The organism is Klebsiella sp. P1927, from assembly GCF_018204675.1.
GTDB lineage: Bacteria > Pseudomonadota > Gammaproteobacteria > Enterobacterales > Enterobacteriaceae > Klebsiella > Klebsiella pneumoniae.
The window spans coordinates 152,468-171,293 of the sequence record NZ_CP073378.1 but is presented as its reverse complement, the minus strand read 5'-3'; the positions used below and the strand labels follow the sequence as shown (position 1 = coordinate 171,293).

The 18,826-nt window shown below is 53.4% G+C and carries 20 protein-coding genes and 4 pseudogenes; 12 read left to right on the top strand and 12 right to left on the bottom strand.

Annotation, left to right across the window (positions count from 1 at the left end):
* Window positions 1-2: 2 nt before the first annotated feature.
* Window positions 3-878, bottom strand: coding sequence for a LysR family transcriptional regulator AmpR (ampR, locus tag KB892_RS28115; RefSeq protein WP_004193231.1), 876 nt, complete (start codon window positions 876-878; stop codon window positions 3-5).
* A gap of 110 nt (window positions 879-988) precedes the next feature.
* Between ampR and KB892_RS28110 the strand changes: the two genes are divergently transcribed.
* From KB892_RS28110 to KB892_RS31255, 3 genes and pseudogenes are all read left to right on the top strand, one after another.
* Window positions 989-2,128: an extended-spectrum class C beta-lactamase DHA-1 gene (locus KB892_RS28110; RefSeq protein ID WP_004236386.1), complete on the top strand. Its 1,140-nt coding sequence runs from the start codon at window positions 989-991 to the stop codon at window positions 2,126-2,128.
* A 194-nt stretch (window positions 2,129-2,322) separates the two neighbouring features.
* The gene (locus tag KB892_RS28105; protein WP_013214003.1) at window positions 2,323-3,144 is read left to right on the top strand and encodes a hypothetical protein; all 822 of its coding nucleotides are present in this window, start codon (window positions 2,323-2,325) and stop codon (window positions 3,142-3,144) included.
* Window positions 3,102-3,290 (top strand): annotated as a pseudogene (locus KB892_RS31255) (LacI family transcriptional regulator); the annotation flags it as partial. The gene KB892_RS28105 and the pseudogene KB892_RS31255, both read left to right, overlap by 43 nt.
* Window positions 3,291-3,478: 188 nt before the next feature.
* Here the strand turns inward: KB892_RS31255 and pspD are convergent.
* The 4 genes from pspD to pspA are packed head-to-tail and all read right to left on the bottom strand — an operon-like array spanning window position 3,479 to window position 5,024.
* A complete protein-coding gene (gene pspD / locus KB892_RS28100; protein ID WP_004193241.1) occupies window positions 3,479-3,709 on the bottom strand; it encodes a phage shock protein PspD in 231 nt (76 codons plus the stop codon).
* A gap of 8 nt (window positions 3,710-3,717) precedes the next feature.
* The gene (gene pspC / locus KB892_RS28095) at window positions 3,718-4,077 is read right to left on the bottom strand and encodes an envelope stress response membrane protein PspC (protein WP_004193243.1); all 360 of its coding nucleotides are present in this window, start codon (window positions 4,075-4,077) and stop codon (window positions 3,718-3,720) included.
* The gene (gene pspB / locus KB892_RS28090) at window positions 4,077-4,301 is read right to left on the bottom strand and encodes an envelope stress response membrane protein PspB (protein ID WP_004193245.1); all 225 of its coding nucleotides are present in this window, start codon (window positions 4,299-4,301) and stop codon (window positions 4,077-4,079) included. Before pspB ends, pspC begins: the two co-directional genes overlap by 1 nt.
* A gap of 54 nt (window positions 4,302-4,355) precedes the next feature.
* Window positions 4,356-5,024, bottom strand: a complete 669-nt coding sequence (pspA, locus tag KB892_RS28085; RefSeq protein WP_003020532.1) for a phage shock protein PspA — start codon at window positions 5,022-5,024, stop codon at window positions 4,356-4,358.
* A 155-nt stretch (window positions 5,025-5,179) separates the two neighbouring features.
* On the opposite strand from pspA, the gene pspF reads away from it, so the two are divergent.
* Together pspF and KB892_RS28075 are read left to right on the top strand one after the other, a co-directional pair.
* Window positions 5,180-6,169: a phage shock protein operon transcriptional activator gene (gene pspF, locus KB892_RS28080; RefSeq protein WP_017900991.1), complete on the top strand. Its 990-nt coding sequence runs from the start codon at window positions 5,180-5,182 to the stop codon at window positions 6,167-6,169.
* An 82-nt stretch (window positions 6,170-6,251) separates the two neighbouring features.
* Window positions 6,252-6,896, top strand: a complete 645-nt coding sequence (locus KB892_RS28075; RefSeq protein WP_017900990.1) for a quinolone resistance pentapeptide repeat protein QnrB4 — start codon at window positions 6,252-6,254, stop codon at window positions 6,894-6,896.
* Between the two features lie 95 nt (window positions 6,897-6,991).
* Here the strand turns inward: KB892_RS28075 and KB892_RS28070 are convergent, their stop codons facing one another.
* From KB892_RS28070 to KB892_RS28055, 4 genes are all read right to left on the bottom strand, one after another.
* Window positions 6,992-7,900 carry an SDR family oxidoreductase gene (locus KB892_RS28070; protein ID WP_004193260.1) on the bottom strand — a complete coding sequence of 303 codons (909 nt, stop codon included), beginning with the start codon at window positions 7,898-7,900 and terminating at the stop codon, window positions 6,992-6,994.
* Window positions 7,901-8,076: 176 nt separating this feature from the next.
* Window positions 8,077-8,592, bottom strand: coding sequence for a 2-oxo-tetronate isomerase (locus KB892_RS28065; protein WP_017900989.1), 516 nt, complete (start codon window positions 8,590-8,592; stop codon window positions 8,077-8,079).
* A 10-nt stretch (window positions 8,593-8,602) separates the two neighbouring features.
* Window positions 8,603-9,049, bottom strand: coding sequence for a DUF421 domain-containing protein (locus KB892_RS28060; RefSeq protein ID WP_004193264.1), 447 nt, complete (start codon window positions 9,047-9,049; stop codon window positions 8,603-8,605).
* Between the two features lie 9 nt (window positions 9,050-9,058).
* Entirely contained in the window at window positions 9,059-9,562 is a 504-nt protein-coding gene (locus KB892_RS28055) for a hypothetical protein (protein ID WP_004193267.1), read from the bottom strand.
* A 131-nt stretch (window positions 9,563-9,693) separates the two neighbouring features.
* Between KB892_RS28055 and KB892_RS28050 the strand changes: the two genes are divergently transcribed.
* The 3 genes and pseudogenes from KB892_RS28050 to sapB form a co-directional block, all read left to right on the top strand.
* Window positions 9,694-10,086, top strand: a complete 393-nt coding sequence (locus KB892_RS28050; RefSeq protein ID WP_004193269.1) for a YdeI family stress tolerance OB fold protein — start codon at window positions 9,694-9,696, stop codon at window positions 10,084-10,086.
* Between the two features lie 300 nt (window positions 10,087-10,386).
* Window positions 10,387-12,030, top strand: coding sequence for an ABC transporter substrate-binding protein SapA (gene sapA / locus KB892_RS28045; protein ID WP_119062600.1), 1,644 nt, complete (start codon window positions 10,387-10,389; stop codon window positions 12,028-12,030).
* A pseudogene (gene sapB / locus KB892_RS28040) lies at window positions 12,027-12,785 on the top strand (putrescine export ABC transporter permease SapB); the annotation flags it as partial. The gene sapA and the pseudogene sapB, both read left to right, overlap by 4 nt.
* Before the next feature lie 42 nt (window positions 12,786-12,827).
* Here sapB and KB892_RS28035 read toward each other — a convergent pair.
* Window positions 12,828-13,532: an IS6-like element IS26 family transposase gene (locus KB892_RS28035; protein ID WP_001067855.1), complete on the bottom strand. Its 705-nt coding sequence runs from the start codon at window positions 13,530-13,532 to the stop codon at window positions 12,828-12,830.
* 136 nt (window positions 13,533-13,668) lie between these two features.
* On the opposite strand from KB892_RS28035, the gene KB892_RS28030 reads away from it, so the two are divergent.
* The gene (locus KB892_RS28030; protein ID WP_002904004.1) at window positions 13,669-14,529 is read left to right on the top strand and encodes an extended-spectrum class A beta-lactamase SHV-12; all 861 of its coding nucleotides are present in this window, start codon (window positions 13,669-13,671) and stop codon (window positions 14,527-14,529) included.
* Between the two features lie 20 nt (window positions 14,530-14,549).
* Here KB892_RS28030 and KB892_RS28025 read toward each other — a convergent pair whose 3' ends face one another.
* Window positions 14,550-15,311: a DeoR/GlpR family DNA-binding transcription regulator gene (locus KB892_RS28025; RefSeq protein ID WP_002210513.1), complete on the bottom strand. Its 762-nt coding sequence runs from the start codon at window positions 15,309-15,311 to the stop codon at window positions 14,550-14,552.
* Between the two features lie 261 nt (window positions 15,312-15,572).
* On the opposite strand from KB892_RS28025, the gene ltnD reads away from it, so the two are divergent.
* The 3 genes and pseudogenes from ltnD to KB892_RS28010 form a co-directional block, all read left to right on the top strand.
* Window positions 15,573-16,475, top strand: a complete 903-nt coding sequence (gene ltnD / locus KB892_RS28020) for an L-threonate dehydrogenase (protein ID WP_002903955.1) — start codon at window positions 15,573-15,575, stop codon at window positions 16,473-16,475.
* Between the two features lie 11 nt (window positions 16,476-16,486).
* Window positions 16,487-17,739 (top strand): annotated as a pseudogene (otnK, locus tag KB892_RS28015) (3-oxo-tetronate kinase).
* A pseudogene (locus KB892_RS28010) lies at window positions 17,732-18,067 on the top strand (class II aldolase/adducin family protein); the annotation flags it as partial. The pseudogenes otnK and KB892_RS28010, both read left to right, overlap by 8 nt.
* A gap of 54 nt (window positions 18,068-18,121) precedes the next feature.
* Here the strand turns inward: KB892_RS28010 and KB892_RS28005 are convergent.
* Entirely contained in the window at window positions 18,122-18,826 is a 705-nt protein-coding gene (locus tag KB892_RS28005; RefSeq protein ID WP_001067855.1) for an IS6-like element IS26 family transposase, read from the bottom strand.

The following is an 18,826-nucleotide window of genomic DNA, read 5'->3' as shown; positions in this document are numbered from 1 at the left end:
TTTTACGCCGCCGCCGTATTCAGCAGCCAGCGGGCGAATTGCTGCATGGCCGGGGTTTCCGTACGGGACTGTAACCGCGTCAGCCAGTAGCCGCCGAGGGTGATTTCTGCGGCAAACGGCTGTACCAGTGCGCCTGACTGTAACAGGCGGCTGAACATACATACCGGTGCGATCGCTACCCCGGCACCCAGTTGTGCCGCCTCGGCCATGGCCAGTGAGGTATCGAACACCATTACCGGCTGTGACGGGGAAGGCGGTGTGCCGCCCGCACAATCCAGCCAGCGGCTCCATTCATCCCGGCGGAATGAGCGCAGCAGGGTAAAGCGGTGAACATCATCCGGCTGCTGTAACTGTTCTGCAATGGCCGGTGAGCACAGCGGAGCGTGTGGTGCACTGAAAATCAGTTCCGCATCTGACTCATGCCACGCGCCGTTACCGAAACGGATCGTATAATCATGCCCTTCCGCCGCCGGGTCCACATGATTGTTATGGGTGGAGATATGCAGATCAATATGCGGATGGCTGTCATAGAATCCGGCCAGACGCGGCAGCAGCCAGCCTGCGGCAAATGTTCCCACCGCACCGACTTTCACCCGCTCACGGAACTGCCCGTGAGAAAAACACTCCAGAGTATCCGCAATCCGGTCAAACGCCTCATTGAGCACCGGCAGTAATCCCTCACCTTCATGGGTCAGCACCAGCCCGCGCGAGACGCGGGTAAACAGCACACAGCCGAGTTGTTCTTCCAGCGCCCTGACCTGCTGGCTGACGGCGGCATGGGTGACATTCAGCTCAATCGCCGCGCGGGTAAAACTGAGATGACGGGCGGCGGCCTCAAAGGCGCGCAGCGGGTTAAGGGGGAGATAACGTCTGACCATAATCCACCTGTAAGTTTTTCTTTAGGCTCTTGTTATAAATAACCGTTTGTTCTGTCCGGTGAATCTGACGATACTTGCCGCCGTTACTCACACACGGAAGGTTAATTCTGATGAAAAAATCGTTATCTGCAACACTGATTTCCGCTCTGCTGGCGTTTTCCGCCCCGGGGTTTTCTGCCGCTGATAATGTCGCGGCGGTGGTGGACAGCACCATTAAACCGCTGATGGCACAGCAGGATATTCCCGGGATGGCGGTTGCCGTCTCCGTAAAGGGTAAGCCCTATTATTTCAATTATGGTTTTGCCGATATTCAGGCAAAACAGCCGGTCACTGAAAATACACTATTTGAGCTCGGATCTGTAAGTAAAACTTTCACAGGTGTGCTGGGTGCGGTTTCTGTGGCGAAAAAAGAGATGGCGCTGAATGATCCGGCGGCAAAATACCAGCCGGAGCTGGCTCTGCCGCAGTGGAAGGGGATCACATTGCTGGATCTGGCTACCTATACCGCAGGCGGACTGCCGTTACAGGTGCCGGATGCGGTAAAAAGCCGTGCGGATCTGCTGAATTTCTATCAGCAGTGGCAGCCGTCCCGGAAACCGGGCGATATGCGTCTGTATGCAAACAGCAGTATCGGCCTGTTTGGTGCTCTGACCGCAAACGCGGCGGGGATGCCGTATGAGCAGTTGCTGACTGCACGGATCCTGGCACCGCTGGGGTTATCTCACACCTTTATTACTGTGCCGGAAAGTGCGCAAAGCCAGTATGCGTACGGTTATAAAAACAAAAAACCGGTCCGCGTGTCGCCGGGACAGCTTGATGCGGAATCTTACGGCGTGAAATCCGCCTCAAAAGATATGCTGCGCTGGGCGGAAATGAATATGGAGCCGTCACGGGCCGGTAATGCGGATCTGGAAATGGCAATGTATCTCGCCCAGACCCGCTACTATAAAACCGCCGCGATTAACCAGGGGCTGGGCTGGGAAATGTATGACTGGCCGCAGCAGAAAGATATGATCATTAACGGTGTGACCAACGAGGTCGCATTGCAGCCGCATCCGGTAACAGACAACCAGGTTCAGCCGTATAACCGTGCTTCCTGGGTGCATAAAACGGGCGCAACAACTGGTTTCGGCGCCTATGTCGCCTTTATTCCGGAAAAACAGGTGGCGATTGTGATTCTGGCGAATAAAAACTACCCGAATACCGAAAGAGTCAAAGCTGCACAGGCTATTTTGAGTGCACTGGAATAATTTTTTTCCTGAACAGGCCCCTGCGGATACGCCGGGGCCGTAATTTAAGATTATTCCTTATGCAATAATTTGCTTTATGGGCTGTTTTATGGAGGATGAGAGTATCGGGCACTGACAGCTTCCGGCTGAACCGGATTTCACTGTGTGCTGCGGCAAACTGATGTCAGTCTCAACACACAGAGGAAAATGTTGTCATGGACGTTCTGCGTTTTATCCTCCGCTTACCTTTTATTTTGCTGCGTCTGGCGGCTCGCAGTCTTGTTTATCTCTTTACTCTGCTGGGTTTTCTGCTGCGCCCGTTCACCGGACGGATCCGCTGGGCGGTGCCGGGCTGGGTGACCTTTGCCGGTAATCAGCTTGCCCGGCTGGAGCGGGGGGGCAACCGCTATCCGAAAACCATATCTGCCTTATTATTACTGACTGCTGCGGTGGCAGCGGGCAGTTATTACACCTGGCACTGGTATCAGAACAAACCGAAGCCGGTGGATGTTGCGCCGCTGGTGGTGCAGGATATTTCCGCGTCTGTGCAGCGCCCTTCGGCGGTTAATTATAACCGTGATGATAATTCAGCGCAGATTGTGGTGGTGACATTCTCCCGCTCTGCCGCACCGGTAACGCTGATCGGTAAACCGGTCACCGCCGGTATTACCCTGACCCCCGCAATGGAAGGTGAGTGGCAGTGGCGTAATGACCGTAAGCTGGTATTCACGGCGAAAAAAACCTTCCCGATGGGGAAAACCTACACCGTCGATATGGATGCCAAAACACTGCTGGCTCCGCAGGTGGCGTTAACAGAGAAACAAAAAACCTTTACCACCCCTGAGTTTTATTATCGCGGCGGCCGGGCGGAGTTCTATCAGGATCCGCAAGATCCGATGAAAAAACACGCCATTATCGGCCTGACCTTCAATGCCCCCGCTGATGTCAAAAATCTGGAATCGCGTCTGTCTATGACCCGTGACGGCAAGCCGGTGCCGTATACCGTCACTGTAATGAACTGTTGTCATTTATGCTGACGCCCGTGCCGGGAGGCATTGATGTCCCAACCCAGCAGCTCGGCGAACAAAGCTGTAATTTATTATTTAGCCTGATTGCCGGTGAGAAAGGTTTACAAAATATCACCGTGGGTACACAAATATCGTTAGCCGACTCACTGGTATAAAAACTGGGGCATAACAATGCCCCAGTGCATTTTAGAATGCGTAATTCACACCGATACCTGCATAATGGAGTCTGTCGCTTTCACCTTCATTTCTATTGGTAGCGATCCCATGACACAAGAGACTACTCTGCCGCAAATTAACTGGGGGAATGTTGACTAAATGTTGCTTGCTTTTGTTGTTTCGGATATCAGGGTTGATTACCTGAATAGCGTTTCGACAATTTTGTCGCTGCCCGGCTCAACAAAGGTTCCAATACTAACGCCAGCAACATTTTTAGCGGACGTCGGGCCACGGACTTCACCGCCCACCCTGCTACCCCAGCCGGGCCATAGCGCAGCGCAGTCAGTAGCACCAGCTTACCTGCTATTTTAATGCCCGGCTTAACCCTTTGCCCGGCACGTTGCCAGCGATTATTCATTTCTAACCTCACAATTGGCGGAAGCGGCTGCGTAATGTAAAAGTATCAGACGTTACATAACGCTCCATCTCACGCAAACGCTTTTCACTTGCAGCCAGTTCACGATCGACAGCATCCAATAGCTCACCGCTTGATGGCTGCTGTTCTCCGGAAACCACGTTGTCTGGCATCGGATCCAACACAAACGTCAGTACGATGTAGGCGACAAAGGTGAAAAAGGCCAGACCAAAAAAGATGGACAGCACCACCAGGATCCGCACCAGTTTCACAGGAACATCGAGATAATGCGCAATACCCGCGCAAACCCCTTTCACCATGCCCTGCTGCGGTATACGCCACAGTTTTTTATTCAGATTAACGCCCCCCATTAGCGGTCCCTCCAGTTTGGATGTTCAGCATCAAGGATGTCTTCCAGCGCTTGAATGCGCTCACGCATCCGCTGTGCGTCCTGGTTAAGTTCTACCAGACGCTGTTGTTCACTTTGCGCCAGCTCGCCGCGACTGGAACGATTGCTGTAATGCAGCCAGAGCCAAATCGGTAAGACGAACAGCACAAAGATGGTTAACGGGATGGCCAGAAATAGCGCGCTCATGAGTACTCCTTACAGGTGATGAGCGGCGGCGCGTTCGGGCACCGCCAGATATTATTATTGCTTGTCTTGCTGCATTTTGGCTTTCAATTGCGCCAACTGCTCGCTGATTTCATCATCTGCTTTCAGGTCAGCAAATTGCTGATCCAAAGACTTCTGCTTACCGAAGTTATGGCTTTCAGCTTCAGCTTCCATTTGATCGATACGACGCTCAAAAGATTCAAAGCGAGCCATCGCTTCATCCAGTTTGCCGCTGTCCAGTTGACGACGAACATCACGGGAAGAACTCGCCGCCTGATGGCGCAACATCAATGCCTGCTGACGAGCACGGGTTTCACTGAGTTTGTTTTCCAGTTCACCGATCTCTTTTTTCATACGCGCCAGCGTATCGTCAACCAGCGTCACCTCATGCTCCAGGGAGGCAATCAGGTCAGTCAGTTTCTGCTTTTCGATTAACGCAGAACGCGCCAAATCTTCTTTTTCTTTACGCAGCGCCAGCTCTGCTTTTTCCTGCCACTCTGCCTGTTGGGCGCTGGCCTGTTCAATACGACGCGATAACTGTTTCTTTTCTGCCAGCGCGCGTGCGGAGTTGGAGCGCACCTCAACCAGCGTGTCTTCCATTTCCTGGATCATCAACCGCACCAGCTTCTGCGGATCTTCAGCCTTTTCCAGCAACGCATTAATGTTGGCGTTCACGATGTCGGCAAAACGAGAAAAAATACCCATAATGTAATCCTCACTTACTGTTCTGATATCGGGCAATGCCCTGCTGCTGTTCTAATGCACTTCGCATGCCAACTTTTTAATTCATTGAAATATTTGAAAATAACTAATTTTACCTGTCGGGATAAATAGGGTAAATTGGTGAATAACACTAACAAATGGTGAATTTCATCATGGCAGGATACAAAGATAATCTGCTGGGCGAAGCGAACAGCTTTATTGAAGTGCTGGAGCAGGTTTCTCGTCTCGCGCCGCTGGATAAACCTGTGCTGGTCATTGGGGAACGAGGAACAGGGAAAGAGCTTATCGCCAACCGCCTGCACTACCTCTCAACCCGTTGGCAAGGCCCGTTTATTTCACTTAACTGCGCCGCGCTCAACGAAAATTTACTTGATTCCGAACTCTTTGGGCACGAAGCGGGCGCCTTTACCGGCGCGCAGAAACGTCACCCAGGTCGGTTCGAGCGCGCCGATGGCGGCACACTGTTTCTTGATGAACTGGCAACCGCCCCGATGCTGGTACAGGAAAAACTGCTGCGCGTTATTGAGTACGGAGAGCTGGAACGCGTAGGCGGTAGCCAACCTCTGCAGGTCAATGTAAGACTGGTTTGCGCAACCAACGCCGACCTGCCACGCATGGTGAGTGAAGGCACGTTCCGCGCCGACCTGCTGGATCGTCTGGCCTTTGACGTGGTGCAACTTCCCCCGTTACGCGAACGTCAAAGCGATATCATGTTAATGGCTGAACATTTTGCCATTCAGATGTGCCGTGAGATCGGGTTACCGTTGTTTCCTGGGTTCACCGATGAGGCCAAAGAAACGCTCCTCCACTACCGTTGGCCGGGCAATATTCGTGAACTGAAAAACGTCGTGGAGCGTTCGGTATACCGACACGGGACCAGCGATTACCCACTGAATGAGATTGTGATTGACCCGTTCAGGCGTCACGCCGCACCGCCGCTGGCGCAAGAAACCAGACATACATCAGTAACCCTACCGCTGGATCTGCGTGAATTCCAACAGCAGCAGGAGAAGGAATTTTTGCAAACCAGCTTACAGCAGGCGAAATTTAATCAGAAAAAAGCCGCTGAATTATTAGGTCTGACCTACCATCAACTCCGCGCATTACTGAAGAAACACCAAATTTAGCGTGCAGGGGCAGACGTTGGACGCGAGAGTTAAAACAGTTTACCATGTTGCAATCACTGTATAAAAAAACAGGTTAATCATGATGACTCTGGCGTTAGTTGGCGAAAAAATTGACAGAAACAGGTTCACCGGTGAAAAAGTTGAAAATAGCACATTTTTCAACTGTGATTTTTCGGGTGCCGACCTTAGCGGCACTGAATTTATTGGCTGCCAGTTTTATGATCGAGAAAGTCAGAAAGGATGTAATTTTAGTCGCGCTAACCTGAAAGATGCCATTTTCAAAAGTTGTGATCTCTCCATGGCTGATTTCAGGAATATCAATGCGCTGGGAATCGAAATTCGCCACTGCCGGGCACAAGGGTCAGATTTTCGCGGCGCAAGTTTTATGAATATGATCACCACCCGCACCTGGTTTTGTAGCGCCTATATCACCAATACCAACTTAAGCTACGCCAACTTTTCAAAAGTCGTACTGGAAAAGTGCGAGCTGTGGGAAAACCGCTGGATGGGTACTCAGGTGCTGGGCGCAACGTTCAGTGGATCAGACCTCTCTGGCGGCGAGTTTTCATCCTTCGACTGGCGAGCAGCAAACGTTACGCACTGTGATTTGACCAATTCGGAACTGGGCGATTTAGATATCCGCGGGGTTGATTTGCAAGGCGTCAAACTGGACAGCTACCAGGCATCGTTGCTCCTGGAACGTCTTGGTATCGCTGTCATGGGTTAATGTTCAGGGAGCGGTATATGCCGCCCCCTGCCCTTATACAATATTGTCCGGGCTGGCTTTCCCCCTCAGACGTTTCGACTTCGGGGGCATAAACGTCAGAGGGTTCCGGTCCCCCCGTCAGAACACCATACCTGACCGGATGTATAGCTGTTCTCTTCAGCCGCTAAAGTGACATACAGCGGAGCAATTTCTACCGGTTGGCCAGGGCGACCAAGCGGCGCATTTGCACCAAATTTCTCAATTTTTTCCTGTGGTTGGCCGCCGCAGCACTGCAATACCGTCCAGTACGGCCCAGGCGCGACAGCATTTACACGGATCCCTTTAGGGGCCAGTTGCTTCGCCAGCGATTTAGTAAATGCCACTATCGCCGCCTTGGTCTGAGCATAATCAAGCAGGATCTCACTCGGCTCATAAGCCTGTACCGATGAGGTGTTAATAATCACGCTGTCTCGGGAGAAATGGGGAATAGCCGCCTTGGTGATCCAAAACATGGCGTAGACATTGGTCTTGAATGTCGCATCAAATTCTTCTGTGGTGAGGTCTTCGATCGATTCACAAAATTGCTGACGGCCTGCGTTATTCACCAGGATATCCAACCCTCCCAGCGCGTCTACCGCCTGTTTTACCAGATGGTTACAAAAAGTTTCGTCACGAATATCGCCGGGAATCGCCGCAACTTTTCTCCCAGCTTTTTTTATCAACTCAACAACCTCACGAGCATCGTCCTCTTCTTCAGGTAAATAATTAATCGCGACATCGGCGCCTTCGCGGGCATAGGCAATGGCAACAGCACGCCCAATACCTGAATCACCACCGGTAATTAATACCTTGCGACCATTTAACCTGCCGCTTCCCTGATAGCTTTGTTCGCCATGATCGGGGCGCGGTTGCATTTTTCCGGCGAGCCCCGGAAAAGGTTGTTTTTGATGTGGAAAAGGCGGCTGCGGAAAACGCTCTGAATTAGTTTTATTGGTGGTCTGTTTTCCTTTATTTAGGTCAGTCATTCAATCACCTCTCGTGAGTCATCATTCATCGCAAAGACTAATAAGCGTAGAACAAAATGAATGACATGGTCTTTATAATTTACCTACCACTTAATTTTCTCCTAATATTAACCTGGCTCTCACGACGATAACTTCACATAGCATTGAAATATTTCCTAGGATAAGTCCTGGTTTATTTATTTGTTCTTCCAGGCTGACACTTCTTCAATCAATACCGCCAGGCTAAAACGTACCGCCTTTTCAATGACGTCCTGGCAATCCCCGGAAAAACACTCACGTTTTGTTATTATCTGTCCGCGGAAATTCCACGCAAACCACACGGTTCCTGCGGGAGTACCATCCTCCCCACCCTCCGGCCCTGCATATCCGCTGATGGCTATACTGATATCGGTTTCGGCTTGCTGACGTATTCCTACAGACATCTCACTGACCGTTTGCTCACTAACGGCGCTATATTTCTTCAGCGTACTGGCCCGCACGTCGAGCATTTTCTGCTTGGCGCGATCGCTAAAGGTTATAACGCCGATATCATAAAATTCTGCGGTATCCGCCTGTGCGCAAAGCGCCGCGGCCAGCTTTCCTCCTGTACAGGATTCTGCGGTGGTCAACGTTAAATCGCTATCAATGAGCGTGTTTGCAAGCCGTTTTGTCAGTTCATTGACTGTTTTTGCGTCATTGTACTCCGTATTCATTACCGCCTCGCTAATTCTCTTCAGGAATGACAGAAATATGTCCGTTGCGTTCCAGAATGGCATACTTGATTTTACTTGATTCGGTAATCCCCTGATTTTGTCGCGCAGCGACTAATATATCTTCAAGAGAGACATCCACTTTCTTCATTTTATCTAATAAAGGGATCCCGTGATCAAGCAGGATAACCGGGGAACCATCCAGCACGGATTCGGCCCCACCCACCTTTTTTTTAATGAAACCGAACAGAATATCAATAGTAACCAGAGTGACAATCGTGATCATGGCGCCGGTTATCGAAAAATCATTACCCAACAAGGCTTGTTGAGTTGCTTCACTGATAATCAGTAATAAAATCAGATCGAAGCTGGTCATTTGTAATAATGCCCGGCGACCTGCTATTTTGAAAACCACCAGCAAAATAAGGTAAATGGCGGATGCCCGGAAGACCATCTCCATACTCACCTCCTAGGGATAAATAAATTGTCTGAAGCGGATTTCAGGTTCGCCATTTAGCTGGAGAAAACTCTTTACGCTTCCTGGCTTCACGGGCGTAACCCGCAGCCAGATAGTAAAGTTCTGCATTGCTTCAGAATCATTGTAGACGAGGTAAAGATCGTTCCCCTTGCTGTACATGCTGTCTGGCTGCGGCCAAATATTTTCCATTTCATAAAATTTGTTGAAATCGCCGCCAATGCGCAACGTCTTGTTCACAGAATCATACTTTTGTGCAGAGATTTTAAATTTAAATTCCGTTTGCAAGCGCCCAAACCTTTCGTACTGTAACCCTGTTGTCTTTAAGGTGTTTTTTCTCGTCACCTCACTTAAATATCCGCCGGAAAACGCTCCCACCGAAGCAAGAAAAACAATGCAGAGCAAACAGATAAAACCAATCTTGTGAAAGCCAGATTCAAAATTCAGAAAACGCAGGCTCTCTTTTACTCCTTGAAAATGGGTTTTCTCTCTGTTCATCTCCCCGCCTCGCTTATATAACACCAAGCCGTTGTTTTATTGAAAAATTACAATTTGAGACTTATCCCACTCGCCAGATTAATAAATAGCTACCAAACTTAATAAGTCAAATCAATTTCAATGGAGGCTCTATGAAAATATCGTTCGCCCCCTTACTGTTCTGTTTTTTATTGCCATCAGCGTTTGCCGATGATAATGGCGGATTGAAAAAAGATACCGCCCCGCCACCTGCCCATGCACTGGATGAAGGCTATCGCGGCACTGAAAATGCAAGAATCATGACCGTCGAACAAGCTAAAACCATGCATGACGGTGCGACCATCTCTTTACGAGGTAATCTCATTGAGGATCAGGGAGGAGATAAGTTTATCTTCCGTGACAAAACCGGCAGTATCAATACGCTAATCCCGCTTGCGGTCTTTGATGGCCGAACGATAAAACCCGATCAAATGATCAGCATTAACGGTAGCCTTGACGCTAAAATGCAACCGCCGGTGGTGCGCGTTAATAAAATCCAGAAGTAATACCTCAGCCGGGAAGAAATTCACTCTTCCCGCCTCCCACACAACAGATTCATTTTCCCCGTCAGACACCTCACATAATCTCTCTGGCAGCAAATCCAGCGTTTAAGCGAGTCAGAGGGGCCATGAAAATGCTAAGATAGCTACAAGAGTATATGCAAAGTGGATAGCGGGTATGAATTTTGACCAGTACGCGATGTCGAATTCGCGGTTATCAACCCCACTGCCCCAAAAACAAACGGTAATGGCAAATGTCATTAAGTATTAGTAAGATAGCTTCTTTATATATAACCCTTTAAAATTATGCGCCTGGTTTTATCATCTCTGATCGTGATGGCTGGATTTCTGAGTGGTCAGGCTGCAGCTGCGCCTGAGCAGGCCTCGTACGCTGATATTCGTGACAGTGGCTTTGTCTATTGCGTTAGCGGGCAGGTCAATACGTTCAATCCACAAAAAGCAAGCAGCGGTCTCATCGTAGACACATTAGCGGCCCAATTGTATGACCTACTGCTTGATGTCGATCCCTACACCTATCGCCTGGTGCCAGAACTGGCTGAAAGCTGGGAAGTATTAGATAACGGCGCAACCTACCGCTTCCATTTACGACGCGATGTTCCGTTTCAAAAGACTGCCTGGTTCACGCCCACCCGCAAACTAAATGCGGACGATGTGGTATTTACCTTCGAGCGCATCTTTGATCGCCAGCATCCGTGGCATAATGTCAATGGTAGCAGTTTTCCTTATTTTGATAGCCTGCAGTTCGCCGATAACGTCCAAAGCGTGCGTAAACTGGACAACAACACCGTTGAATTTCGCTTAAATCAACCCGACGCCTCCTTCTTGTGGCACCTTGCCACACATTATGCCTCTGTGATGTCGGCCGAATATGCCGCCAAATTAGCAAAACAGGATCGCCAGGAATTACTCGACAGACAACCCGTCGGCACAGGCCCGTACCAACTTTCAGAAAATCGTGCAGGCCAATATATTCGCCTACAACGGCATGAAAAATTCTGGCGTGGTACCCCCTTGATGCCGCAGGTCGTGGTGGATCTCGGCTCTGGCGGGACCGGACGCTTATCGAAATTACTGACCGGCGAGTGCGACGTCCTGGCATGGCCTGCCGCCAGCCAGCTCAGCATACTGCGTGATGACCCGCGGCTGCGCCTGACGCTGCGTCCGGGGATGAATATCGCCTATCTGGCGTTCAACACGGATAAACCGCCGTTGAACAACCCTGCCGTACGACATGCGCTAGCGCTGGCCATTAACAACCAACGGTTAATGCAATCTATTTACTACGGTACGGCGGAAACCGCGGCATCTATTTTGCCTCGCGCCTCGTGGGCTTATGACAACGAAGCTAAAATTACCGAGTACAACCCGGCAAAATCGCGCGAGCAGTTAAAAGCGCTGGGGCTGGAAAACCTGACGTTACAACTCTGGGTACCTACCAGCTCTCAGGCCTGGAACCCCAGTCCGCTGAAAACCGCAGAGCTGATTCAGGCTGATATGGCTCAGGTGGGTGTGAAAGTGAAGATCATCCCGGTAGAGGGCCGTTTTCAGGAGGCGCGATTAATGGATATGAACCATGATCTGACGTTGTCCGGTTGGGCAACTGACAGTAACGATCCTGACAGCTTTTTCCGACCGATGCTTAGCTGTGCCGCCATTAACTCGCAGACCAATTTTGCCCACTGGTGCAATCCCGAGTTTGACAGCATTTTGCGCAAAGCCCTCTCTTCGCAACAACTCTCCTCGCGAATTGATGCCTACGACGAAGCGCAAAATATTCTTGCGCGCGAGTTGCCGATCCTGCCTCTGGCCTCTTCGCTCCGTTTGCAGGCTTACCGCTATGACATCAAAGGGCTGGTGCTCAGTCCGTTCGGCAACGCTTCTTTTGCCGGGGTTTCCAGGGAAAAGGCTGACGAGGTGAAAAAACCATGATTATCTTCACCCTACGCCGATTTTTATTATTGCTGGTCACTTTGTTCTTCCTGACCTTTATTGGCTTCAGTCTGAGTTATTTCACCCCCCATGCGCCGTTACAGGGCGCATCGCTGTGGAACGCTTGGGTATTCTGGTTCAATGGCCTGATTCACTGGGATTTTGGTGTGTCCAGTATTAACGGCCAGTTGATCTCAGAACAACTGAAAGAGGTGTTCCCGGCAACAATGGAACTGTGCATTCTGGCATTTGGTTTTGCACTAATGGTCGGGATCCCCATCGGCATGTTGGCGGGCATAACGCGTAATAAATGGCAGGATCGTTGCATCAGCGCATTGGCTCTGATGGGCTTCTCTATTCCGGTTTTTTGGCTGGCGCTGCTGCTGACGTTGCTATTCTCACTAACCCTCGGCTGGTTACCCGTATCAGGGCGTTTTGATCTGCTTTATGAAGTAAAACCCGTAACCGGGTTTGCCATTATTGACGCCTGGATCTCCGACTCGCCCTGGCGCGATGAAATGCTGGTCAGTGCCATCCGCCATATGGTGCTTCCGGTGTTAACGCTCTCCGTGGCACCGACGACGGAAGTTATTCGTCTGATGCGTATCAGCACTATTGAGGTCTTTGATCAAAACTATGTCAAAGCGGCGGCGACTCGTGGTCTGTCACGGTTAACGATTTTACGCCGTCACGTACTGCACAACGCTCTCCCACCGGTTATCCCGCGCCTGGGGTTACAGTTTTCGGCACTGTTGCAAAGTTAGCGATGAGGCAGCCTTTTGTCTTATTCAAAGGCCTTACATTTCAAAAACTCTGCTTACCAGGCGCATTTCGCCCAGGGGATCACCATAATAAAATGCTGAGGCCTGGCCTTTGCGTAGTGCACGCATCACCTCAATACCTTTGATGGTGGCGTAAGCCGTCTTCATGGATTTAAATCCCAGCGTGGCGCCGATTATCCGTTTCAGTTTGCCATGATCGCATTCAATCACGTTGTTCCGGTACTTAATCTGTCGGTGTTCAACGTCAGACGGGCACCGGCCTTCGCGTTTGAGCAGAGCAAGCGCGCGACCATAGGCGGGCGCTTTATCCGTGTTGATGAATCGCGGGATCTGCCACTTCTTCACGTTGTTGAGGATTTTACCCAGAAACCGGTATGCAGCTTTGCTGTTACGACGGGAGGAGAGATAAAAATCGACAGTGCGGCCCCGGCTGTCGACGGCCCGGTACAGATACGCCCAGCGGCCATTGACCTTCACGTAGGTTTCATCCATGTGCCACGGGCAAAGATCGGAAGGGTTACGCCAGTACCAGCGCAGCCGTTTTTCCATTTCAGGCGCATAACGCTGAACCCAGCGGTAAATCGTGGAGTGATCGACATTCACTCCGCGTTCAGCCAGCATCTCCTGCAGCTCACGGTAACTGATGCCGTATTTGCAGTACCAGCGTACGGCCCACAGAATGATGTCACGCTGAAAATGCCGGCCTTTGAATGGGTTCATGTGCAGCTCCATCAGCAAAAGGGGATGATAAGTTTATCACCACCGACTATTTGCAACAGTGCCAACGCCGGGTTATTCTTATTTGTCGCTTCTTTACTCGCCTTTATCGGCCTTCACTCAAGGATGTATTGTGGTTATGCGTTATATTCGCCTGTGTATTATCTCCCTGTTAGCCACCCTGCCGCTGGCGGTACACGCCAGCCCGCAGCCGCTTGAGCAAATTAAACAAAGCGAAAGCCAGCTGTCGGGCCGCGTAGGCATGATAGAAATGGATCTGGCCAGCGGCCGCACGCTGACCGCCTGGCGCGCCGATGAACGCTTTCCCATGATGAGCACCTTTAAAGTAGTGCTCTGCGGCGCAGTGCTGGCGCGGGTGGATGCCGGTGACGAACAGCTGGAGCGAAAGATCCACTATCGCCAGCAGGATCTGGTGGACTACTCGCCGGTCAGCGAAAAACACCTTGCCGACGGCATGACGGTCGGCGAACTCTGCGCCGCCGCCATTACCATGAGCGATAACAGCGCCGCCAATCTGCTGCTGGCCACCGTCGGCGGCCCCGCAGGATTGACTGCCTTTTTGCGCCAGATCGGCGACAACGTCACCCGCCTTGACCGCTGGGAAACGGAACTGAATGAGGCGCTTCCCGGCGACGCCCGCGACACCACTACCCCGGCCAGCATGGCCGCGACCCTGCGCAAGCTGCTGACCAGCCAGCGTCTGAGCGCCCGTTCGCAACGGCAGCTGCTGCAGTGGATGGTGGACGATCGGGTCGCCGGACCGTTGATCCGCTCCGTGCTGCCGGCGGGCTGGTTTATCGCCGATAAGACCGGAGCTAGCAAGCGGGGTGCGCGCGGGATTGTCGCCCTGCTTGGCCCGAATAACAAAGCAGAGCGCATTGTGGTGATTTATCTGCGGGATACGCCGGCGAGCATGGCCGAGCGAAATCAGCAAATCGCCGGGATCGGCGCGGCGCTGATCGAGCACTGGCAACGCTAAGCCGGCGGTGGCCGCGCGCGTTATCCGGCCCGCAGCACCTCGCAGGCGTGCCGGGCGATATGACTGGCGGCGGCATCGGAAAGATGCCGGTCGGTAATGATGGTGGTGAACCGGGTCAAAGGTAACGCCATAAACGTGGCCACCTGATTGTATTTCGAACTGTCGCACAGCAGGATGCTTCTCGCGCTGACCTGGCTGACGGTCTCCTTGACGGTAACCTTGTTCTCATCAGGGGTGAATATCCCGCGACTGTCCCAGCCGCTGGCGGAGATAAAGGCCGTATCGATAGCCAGGTGGCGTAACGTACGCGCCGCCGATTCGCCCACGCAGGAGCGGTTCTCCCGGCACAGAGTGCCGCCGGTGTGGATCACGCCGCACTGGCTGGCATCGATCAGCAGCTGGGTTATCTCAAAATCATTGGTGACCACCTGGAGATCGTTCCGGTCGAGGATCGCCCGCGCCAGCGCCAGGGTGGTAGTCCCGGCATCCAGATAGATGCAACTGTTTTTAGCGATATGACTCGCCGCCAGCGCGCCGATCGCCTGTTTCTCCTCACTCTGCAGCGTGCTTTTCACCAGATGACTGGGTTCCGCGGCCAGCCGGCTGACGGCGCGTACGCCGCCCGAGACGCTGACCAGCAGCCCCTGCTCCTCCAGTTTACTGACGTCCCGACGGATGGTCATATGGGACACGCCGAGGATCTCCGTCAGCTCGTTAATGCTTACCGCCCCACGCTGCTCCACCAGGGCTAAAATACGCTGATGTCGTTCTATTGGAATCACCGCTCTCCCCTTACCATTTTTTCACACCAGGCGTCACCACCCAGGCTACGGCCCTGGCGACACCCGGTGTTGTTATCGCGCTTTGCCGCTGTTTTTTACGCTATTTTAGGGCAAGAATCGCCGCTGTGCAGCCTCTTTCCGCCTGTGAATTTTTTATATTCATGTGGGTTATTCGTGATAACTCTCACATAAATTCACATGATAACGCTTTATTCTATCATTAAATCACATTAATTAACTAATGTTCACAAGGAGACCAGCATGGCTGCACACACTAACGTCTGCGTGATTGGACTGGGTTCAATGGGCATGGGCGCCGCCCGCGCCTGCCTGCAGGCGGGCCTGAACACCTGGGGCGTTGACATCAATCCCGACAACTGTCGCGCACTGCTGGCGGCGGGCGCCAAAGGCGCGGGCCCCAGCGCGGTGCCGTTCGCCGCGGAACTGGATGCAGTTGTGCTGCTGGTGGTCAATGCCGCCCAGGTGCGGGGGATCCTGTTCGGCGAGAGCGGCCTCGCCGCCCATCTGAAGCCGGGCACCGTCGTGATGGTGTCGTCCACCATCGCCTCCGCCGATGCTCAGGCCATTGCCGAGGCGCTGGCGGAGTACCAGCTATTGATGCTCGACGCGCCGGTATCGGGCGGCGCCGTGAAAGCGGCCGCCGGCGACATGACGGTGATGGCCTCCGGGAGCGATGCCGCCTTTGCCCGACTCGCGCCGGTGCTGGACGCCGTGGCCGGCAAAGTCTACCGCATCGGGAGCGACATTGGTCTTGGCTCGACGGTAAAAATTATCCATCAGCTGCTGGCCGGGGTGCACATCGCCGTTGCCGCCGAAGCGATGGCGCTTGCCGCCCGCGCCGGGATCCCACTGGAGACGATGTATGACGTGGTCACCCACGCGGCGGGTAATTCCTGGATGTTTGAGAATCGCATGCAGCACGTCCTGGATGGCGATTACTCGCCAAAATCCGCTGTCGATATTTTTGTCAAAGATCTCGGGCTGGTGAATGACACTGCCCGGGCGCTGACCTTCCCGCTGCCGCTCGCTACCACCGCGCTGAATATGTTCACCTCCGCCAGTAATGCCGGATTCGGTCGGGAAGATGACAGCGCGGTGATCAAGATTTTCAACGGCATCACCCTGCCGGGCCATAAACAGTGAGGAGAGACAACATGCAGCTTGGTGTCATTGCCGATGACTTCACCGGCGCCACGGATATTGCCAGCTTCCTCGTGCGCAACGGCATGCCGACGGTGCAACTGAATGGCGTGCCGACCCGCGATATTCCGCTGACCAGCGAGGCGGTGGTCATCAGCCTGAAAACCCGCTCCTGCCCGGCGGAAATGGCCGTCAGCCAGTCGCTGGCGGCCCTGCGCTGGCTGCAGGCCCAGGGCTGTCAGCAGTTTTATTTCAAGTACTGTTCCACTTTCGACAGCACCGCGCAGGGCAACATTGGCCCGGTGCTGGATGCCCTGCTGGCCGAGCTGGGTGAGACGCGGACGGTGATTTCCCCGGCGCTGCCGGTTAACGGCCGCACGGTCTATCAGGGATATCTGTTCGTCGGCGAGCAACTGCTGAATGAGTCCGGGATGCGCCACCATCCGGTGACGCCGATGGAGGATGCGCACCTGGGCCGCTTAATTGAGCGCCAAGGGCGCGGAAAAGCCGCGCTGATTGCCTGGCCGATTGTCGCCCGGTCGCCGCCGCGCTGGCGGCAGTCAACGATCCGGCGGTGCGCTATGTGGTGCTCGACGCCCTCAGCGAACAGGATCTGCTCACCCAGGGCGTGGCGCTGCGGGAGATGAAGCTGGTCTCCGGCGGTTCCGGCCTCGCCATCGGCCTCGCCCGCGACTGGGCGCAGCGCCATGGCGCCAGGGGGGAAAGCGCTCAGGCCGGCATGCCGCTGGCCGGTCCGGCGGTGGTGCTCTCGGGCTCCTGCTCGGTGATGACCAACAGCCAGGTGGCGGCCTATCGTCAACAGGCCCCCGCCCGCGCCGTCGACTTAAGCGCCTGCTTTACCGATCTGGAGAGCTACGTCAGGACGCTGACTGACTGGGTGGACGCGCAGCGCGATGCGCCGCTGGCGCCGATGATCTATGCCACCACCGAGCCGCAAACGCTGCAGCGGATCCAGGCGCAGTATGGCGACAAGGCCAGCAGCGAACGGGTGGAACAGCTGTTTGCCGCTCTTGCCGCCGCCCTGAAGGCGAACGGATTTACCCGCTTTATTGTGGCCGGAGGGGAAACGTCGAGCATTGTGGCGCAGACCCTGGGGGTTGAGGCGTTCCATATTGGGCCGACCATCTCCCCTGGCGTGCCCTGGGTGCGTGACACCCGCCAGCCGCTCTCCCTGGCGCTGAAGTCAGGTAACTTCGGCGATATCCAGTTCTTTGCCCGTGCCCAGCAGGAGTTTCGTCATGACTGAGCAACAACTGCGAGAGGAAATGGTGCAGATTGGCGCCTCGTTGTTTAGCCGCGGCTATGCCACCGGCTCCGCTGGCAATCTGTCGCTGCTGCTGCCGGACGGCAACCTGCTGGCGACGCCGACCGGCGCCTGCCTCGGCGAACTGCAGGCTCAGCGGTTGTCGGTGGTGACGCTGCAAGGGGAATGGATCTCCGGCGACAAACCGTCGAAAGAGGTCACTTTTCACCGGGCGGTCTATTTGCACAACCCGGCCTGCAAGGCGATCGTCCACTTGCACAGCCACTATCTGACCGCGCTCTCCTGCCTGCAGGGGCTCGATCCGCACAACTGGGCACTGTTGCAAAGTTAGCGATGAGGCAGCCTTTTGTCTTATTCAAAGGCCTTACATTTCAAAAACTCTGCTTACCAGGCGCATTTCGCCCAGGGGATCACCATAATAAAATGCTGAGGCCTGGCCTTTGCGTAGTGCACGCATCACCTCAATACCTTTGATGGTGGCGTAAGCCGTCTTCATGGATTTAAATCCCAGCGTGGCGCCGATTATCCGTTTCAGTTTGCCATGATCGCATTCAATCACGTTGTTCCGGTACTTAATCTGTCGGTGTTCAACGTCAGACGGGCACCGGCCTTCGCGTTTGAGCAGAGCAAGCGCGCGACCATAGGCGGGCGCTTTATCCGTGTTGATGAATCGCGGGATCTGCCACTTCTTCACGTTGTTGAGGATTTTACCCAGAAACCGGTATGCAGCTTTGCTGTTACGACGGGAGGAGAGATAAAAATCGACAGTGCGGCCCCGGCTGTCGACGGCCCGGTACAGATACGCCCAGCGGCCATTGACCTTCACGTAGGTTTCATCCATGTGCCACGGGCAAAGATCGGAAGGGTTACGCCAGTACCAGCGCAGCCGTTTTTCCATTTCAGGCGCATAACGCTGAACCCAGCGGTAAATCGTGGAGTGATCGACATTCACTCCGCGTTCAGCCAGCATCTCCTGCAGCTCACGGTAACTGATGCCGTATTTGCAGTACCAGCGTACGGCCCACAGAATGATGTCACGCTGAAAATGCCGGCCTTTGAATGGGTTCAT